The organism is Mesorhizobium sp. M7A.F.Ca.MR.362.00.0.0 (genome assembly GCF_004023175.1).
Lineage (GTDB): Bacteria > Pseudomonadota > Alphaproteobacteria > Rhizobiales > Rhizobiaceae > Mesorhizobium.
The window spans coordinates 1,731-6,561 of the sequence record NZ_RZTF01000217.1 but is presented as its reverse complement, the minus strand read 5'-3'; the positions used below and the strand labels follow the sequence as shown (position 1 = coordinate 6,561).

Sequence of the window (4,831 nt, the reverse complement as noted above, 5' to 3'; positions counted from 1 at the left end):
CCCGTCAGCGATCTGTATGTGCAACCCCTGCAGACTGTTCGGAAATCTCCCGGGTAGGGTTCGGGAATTCGATGGGGAAAAGGGGTAATGCTTTACACACTCGTTATGATGGTCTGCCTGACGGATATACCGCGGACCTGCGAACAACGCGAACAAATGGTGGACGGTCTGGCGATGAATCCCGGGACTGCCTTCATGCAGGCGCAGCCGCTGGTGGCTCGGTGGATCGAAACACATCCCGGTTATTTCGTGCAGCGTTGGCGTGTGCTGCCTGGCAGGGAGTCATGAGACAGGCAGCCAAGCTCTATTTGTTCACGACGAGCGTTTCCGAGACGGTCTTCGACAACTGGTAAAGCCGCTGCTCGATTATCGTGGGCACATCGCAGACATAAGTCAGCGACTGGACCCGTTCGGTGAAAATTCGCGTCGCGAAATTCAGCTGGTCGGTTCGCCGTTCGACTTCGTCCGGATCCGCATCGGCCTTGGCGCGCAGCGCGTCGACTTCGGATGCTTCCTTGCGCAACTGTGCCGCCATTTCGAGCTGTTTGTGCGCATAGCGGGAGATGCCGGAGATCACGTGCGAGCGCTCGGCGTCCATATGGTCGAACATTCCTTGCACCAGCATCGTCATTTTTGGTGCGACCTGCTCGGGCGGCAGGGAAGTCGCGAAATCCTTGATCTCTTTTTGGGCTTCGGCAATCGGCGTCCGCCGGGCCGCCACCGCCTCGACAAGCGCCGACACACGGGCATCCTTCGCCCAATCTTTCGCGGTCGCAGGAAGCTCCGGCCCATTCCAGATCTGGCCAAGCGAGAGCCGTGGCACCTTACGCTGTATGCAGGGCCAGTCGGGATCGGTGTTTGCCGCGCCGGTGCCTCCCATCGAGCCAAGCGTGGCGACCACAACGAGAGTGTGAACAAGTCTCATTCGCGCCATCAGGCGTTTCCTCCCATGTCCTGCTTGCGGATCACCAAACCGCGCGAAGGGTCGTATGCGATGATGGCGCCGCCCAGAAACAGCAGCGTGCAGCCGGCCACGACGCCCAGCGACAGCCACTCGATCTGCCCGTAGAAAGCAAAGCGGATCAGTTCGACGGCATAGGTGAACGGGTTGCAGAGGCAGATTTTGTAGAGCAGCGGGCTCGCCTCCTGGATGCGCCACAAGGGATACAGCGCCGGAGACGCGAAATAGCCGGGAAAGATGACGAAGTTCATGATGCCGGCGAAGTTTTCGAGCTGCTTGATCAGCGAAGACAAGAGCATGCCGAGAGCGCAAAGCATCATGCCCGACAGGAACAGCGCCGGCAGCACATAGAGGTAGCCGAGTGGCGGCGCTTTGACGCCCCACAACCAGGCAACGATCAGGAACGCGTAGACCTGCACGATCGATACGGCCACGCCGGCGAGCATCTTCGACACCAGCAGGAACCAGCGCGGAAACGGGCTGACCAGCAGGATGCGCATATTGCCCATCTCGCGGTCGTAGACCATCGACAGCGAAGACTGCATGCCGGAAAACAGCAGGATCATGCCGCAAAGGCCCGGCGTGATATAGACCTCGTAGAGCACATAGGTCTTGTAGGGTGGGATGATCGACACGCCGAGCACCTGGCGAAAGCCGGCGGCGAAGATGAACAGCCAGACGAGCGGCCGGACCAGCGAGGAAATGAAGCGTTCGCGCTGGTGCAGGAAGCGCAGGCACTCGCGCAGGACGACGCCTTTCAGGCAAATGAGATAGTGGCGCAGGCCGAATGGCTCAGACCGCACTGGCATGATGCCGGCGAGCTTTCCAGGCATCGCAGGAGCGCTCATGGCGACGTCTCCGCCATGCCCGCCGCATCGACGCGGCTGAGCTTCGAAAAGGTTTCGCGCATCGAACTTCCACCGTTCGCACGGATCACATCCGACACCTTGCCGCTCGCGACCAGATCACCCCGCCGCAGTATGACGACATGGTCGGCGTCTTCGACTTCGTCGATCAGATGCGTGGCCCAGAGCACGCCGATGCCCTCGGCTTGGACGAGCTTGCGGATGGTGGCGAGGATGCCCGCGCGAGACTCAATGTCGAGGCCTACGGTCGCCTCGTCAAGCAGGAGCAGGGAAGGGCGGTGCAACAGCGCCCGGGCGATTTCGATGCGCCGCATCTGACCGCCGGAGAGGCTGCGTGCCTTGTCATGCTGGCGGCCCTGCATGTCGACCGTTTCAAGCAGCGCGGCAATGCGCTGGCGAGCGTCGCGTCCGCCAATGCCATGCAGCGAGGCGTGGTATGAGAGATTCTGGTAGACGCTGAGGTCGAGGTCGAGCGTGCGTGCCTGGAACACGATGCCGACGCGTCTGAGTGCTTCGCCGGATGCGCGGCGAATGTCATGGCCGAAGATGCGGATCGATCCGTGACGCGTGTCGTAGAGGTGGCTTATCAGTGAGAACAGCGTTGTCTTGCCGGCCCCGTTGAGGCCGAGCAGAACGGTGAAAGTCGCCGGCGCGATCGAGAAGGAGACGTCGTTGAGCGCCCGCTTCTGGCCATAGGAATGGCTGACGGCACCGACATCGAGCGCCGCCACCTCTTCTCCCGGACCGCTTGTCCTCATATGCTGCATGCCGGGCCGCTCCTTCAGGACGCGTTGGCTATCTGGCGCCTTGATCGCCTTTTGTCTCACTTGATCGTAATCTTGCCCTTCAGTCCCTTGTCGGCAAGGTCGGGAACCGACCAGGTATATTCGCCCGGGCGAACGGTATGGAACTGCACCTGGATCGTTCCCGCGTCGTCGAATTCCAGCCAGGCTGGTCCGCCGTCCATATGCACTTCCAAATCGTTGATGACGATCTGGTCCATCCAGACATTGCGGAAGAGGTCGGTGACGAACTTGTATTCGAAACCGCCCTTGGAGGTGATCTTCCAGCGATAGCCCTGGCCGGCGATCAGCTCGAAATCCTTCTGATTGACGGCGTAAGTGGAATCGGCCGAACCAATAATCAGTTCCGGCAGGTTCTTGCTGGCACGCGACGGTTTTGGTGTTGCGTCGTCGGCGCTTGCTCCGGTCGGAGCAAGGACGAATCCGGCGAGCGCGGCGAAGAAAAACCTGCGGAAAAGTTTCATGTCTTGAGCCTCCCGATGATCAATGTCTGCTATTTGGGCGAAATGACCACACCCCAGGGCTGCTGGCCCACGGTGAGCGATTGGACCGGCTCGTCGGTGGCCGTGTCGATGAAGGTGATATCGTTGGAATTGCCATTCGTGGTGATCAGCGTTTTCTGGTCGGGCGTGAAGGCCAGATGCCAGACACGCTGGCCGACGAGGATGTATTTCTCCACCTCGTAGGTGTCGGTATTGATCACCGCGACATGGTTCGCCGGGCCGAGCGCGACATAGGCTTTCCTGCCATCGGCGGTGATGGCGATGCCTACCGGCTGGATGGTTTCGGCCCGCAGTCCCTGAATCGCGAACTGGATCTTCTTCACCACTTCGCGTTTGGCGTTGTCGATGACGCTGACAGTGCCACCGACCTCGGCGCTGACCCAGACCTGCGAGCCGTCGGGCTTGAAGTCGGCGAAGCGCGGGCGCGTGTCGACCAGCACGTTGTCGGTCACCTCATGCGTGCTGGTGTCGATGAAATGCGCCATGCTGGTGGTTTCCGAGGTGTTGACCATGGTCTTGCCATCGGGGCTGACACCCATGCCTTCCGGTTCCACGCCGACCGGAATCTCGGCCAGGACCTGCTTGCTTTCGACGTCGATGGCGGTGACGAGATTATCGTCCTCATTGGCGACATAAAGCGTCTTGCCGTCCGGCGAGAGCACGAACAATTCGGGATCGGGGCCGGATGGCAGCGTACCGACGATTTCAAGCGTCGCGGTATCGATGATCTGGACCGTATCGTCATCGCTGGCGCATAGGTAGACGAACTTGCCGTCATGCGAGATGGTGATGCCGCGAGGTCTCTGGCCGACTTCAACTGTCTTCACCACCTGCATCGTCGCCGTGTCGACGACGGTCATCGTGTTGTCCTTCTCGTTGGAAACGTAGGCCGTATAGGCCGATGCCGGACTGGCCGTCAGGCCGGCCGCGAGAATGGCGAATGCGCAAGCTCGTTTCTGCACGCAAATTCCTCCCGATTGACTCTACTTGAGAGCGCATTTCGTTTCCGGCTGATCGACACCGAGCGTGTCGAGTTCGGAGACTTGGTGAAGATAGCCCTCTTGTGGCGATGTCGAGACGACGGACTTGGTATCGCCAAGCAAGATCGGCTGGCGAAGCTGGAGGTTCCATTTGCGGAAGGTCAGCTTCTGCCCCTTGAAAGCAGCAACCGAAAAATCGTCCGAGCGCATGTAGTCGCTGATCTTTTTCGCATCGTCGCCCTTGGTGCGCGTGGTGGCCTCGCCGACGGCACGCACCGCCGTCCAGGCCGACATGTCCTTTGAAAGCATCCGCCGGCTCGCCGTCTTCAAGAAGCGGCTCTGCATCTGGATGCCGCCCCATTGTTCGCTGGCGGGATGCCATGACGATGCAACCAGACCGGCCGTGCCGGCGACCAGCCGCGGCGTCCAGGTGCGATAGGGCACGTAGGTCCCGAAAACCTCGCTTTCGTCCGCGACAAGCACCACGTCATGCTCCGGGAGATCTTGCGTGAACACGGAAATCTGCTGCTGTATCTGCGTGGCGCCGGTGTCGGTGCGCCTGGCTGTGCCGGTATCCTTGAATTCCTTCTCGGCGACGATCTGGCCGCCGAAGCGGGTTGCCGCGCGGCGCAACGCATCGGCGTAGAGACGATCCTGCTCATGCGATCCATACAGCAGCACCCAATTCGGCCACTTCTTCACCATGAGATACTGCGCC

6 protein-coding genes and 1 pseudogene are annotated in these 4,831 nt (G+C 60.6%); 1 reads left to right on the top strand and 6 read right to left on the bottom strand.

Annotated features, from left to right (window positions below; translation table 11 throughout):
* Window positions 1-87: 87 nt before the first annotated feature.
* Window positions 88-288 carry a hypothetical protein gene (locus EOC06_RS23355; protein ID WP_127269848.1) on the top strand — a complete coding sequence of 67 codons (201 nt, stop codon included), beginning with the start codon at window positions 88-90 and terminating at the stop codon, window positions 286-288.
* Between the two features lie 16 nt (window positions 289-304).
* Here EOC06_RS23355 and EOC06_RS23350 read toward each other — a convergent pair whose 3' ends face one another.
* The 6 genes and pseudogenes from EOC06_RS23350 to EOC06_RS43300 form a co-directional block, all read right to left on the bottom strand.
* Window positions 305-880, bottom strand: coding sequence for a hypothetical protein (locus tag EOC06_RS23350; RefSeq protein WP_245469955.1), 576 nt, complete (start codon window positions 878-880; stop codon window positions 305-307).
* Window positions 881-933: 53 nt separating this feature from the next.
* The gene (locus tag EOC06_RS23345; RefSeq protein WP_050580490.1) at window positions 934-1,770 is read right to left on the bottom strand and encodes an ABC transporter permease; all 837 of its coding nucleotides are present in this window, start codon (window positions 1,768-1,770) and stop codon (window positions 934-936) included.
* Between the two features lie 35 nt (window positions 1,771-1,805).
* Entirely contained in the window at window positions 1,806-2,594 is a 789-nt protein-coding gene (locus tag EOC06_RS23340) for an ATP-binding cassette domain-containing protein (RefSeq protein ID WP_128308895.1), read from the bottom strand.
* A 56-nt stretch (window positions 2,595-2,650) separates the two neighbouring features.
* On the bottom strand, window positions 2,651-3,094 hold the full coding sequence (locus EOC06_RS23335; RefSeq protein WP_127269840.1) for a hypothetical protein: 444 nt from the start codon (window positions 3,092-3,094) through the stop codon (window positions 2,651-2,653).
* A gap of 29 nt (window positions 3,095-3,123) precedes the next feature.
* Complete coding sequence (locus tag EOC06_RS23330; protein WP_128308894.1) at window positions 3,124-4,095, bottom strand: YVTN family beta-propeller repeat protein; 972 nt, start codon at window positions 4,093-4,095, stop codon at window positions 3,124-3,126.
* 21 nt (window positions 4,096-4,116) lie between these two features.
* A pseudogene (locus EOC06_RS43300) lies at window positions 4,117-4,831 on the bottom strand (branched-chain amino acid ABC transporter substrate-binding protein); the annotation flags it as partial.

Excerpts from the sequence above, each read along its gene's own strand:
- EOC06_RS23355 (WP_127269848.1), top strand. The coding sequence starts at position 88 with ATGCTTTACACACTCGTTATGATGGTCTGCCTGACGGATATACCGCGG.
- EOC06_RS23350 (WP_245469955.1), bottom strand. The coding sequence starts at position 880 with ATGGGAGGCACCGGCGCGGCAAACACCGATCCCGACTGGCCCTGCATA.
- EOC06_RS23345 (WP_050580490.1), bottom strand. The coding sequence starts at position 1,770 with ATGCCAGTGCGGTCTGAGCCATTCGGCCTGCGCCACTATCTCATTTGC.
- EOC06_RS23340 (WP_128308895.1), bottom strand. The coding sequence starts at position 2,594 with ATGCAGCATATGAGGACAAGCGGTCCGGGAGAAGAGGTGGCGGCGCTC.
- EOC06_RS23335 (WP_127269840.1), bottom strand. The coding sequence starts at position 3,094 with ATGAAACTTTTCCGCAGGTTTTTCTTCGCCGCGCTCGCCGGATTCGTC.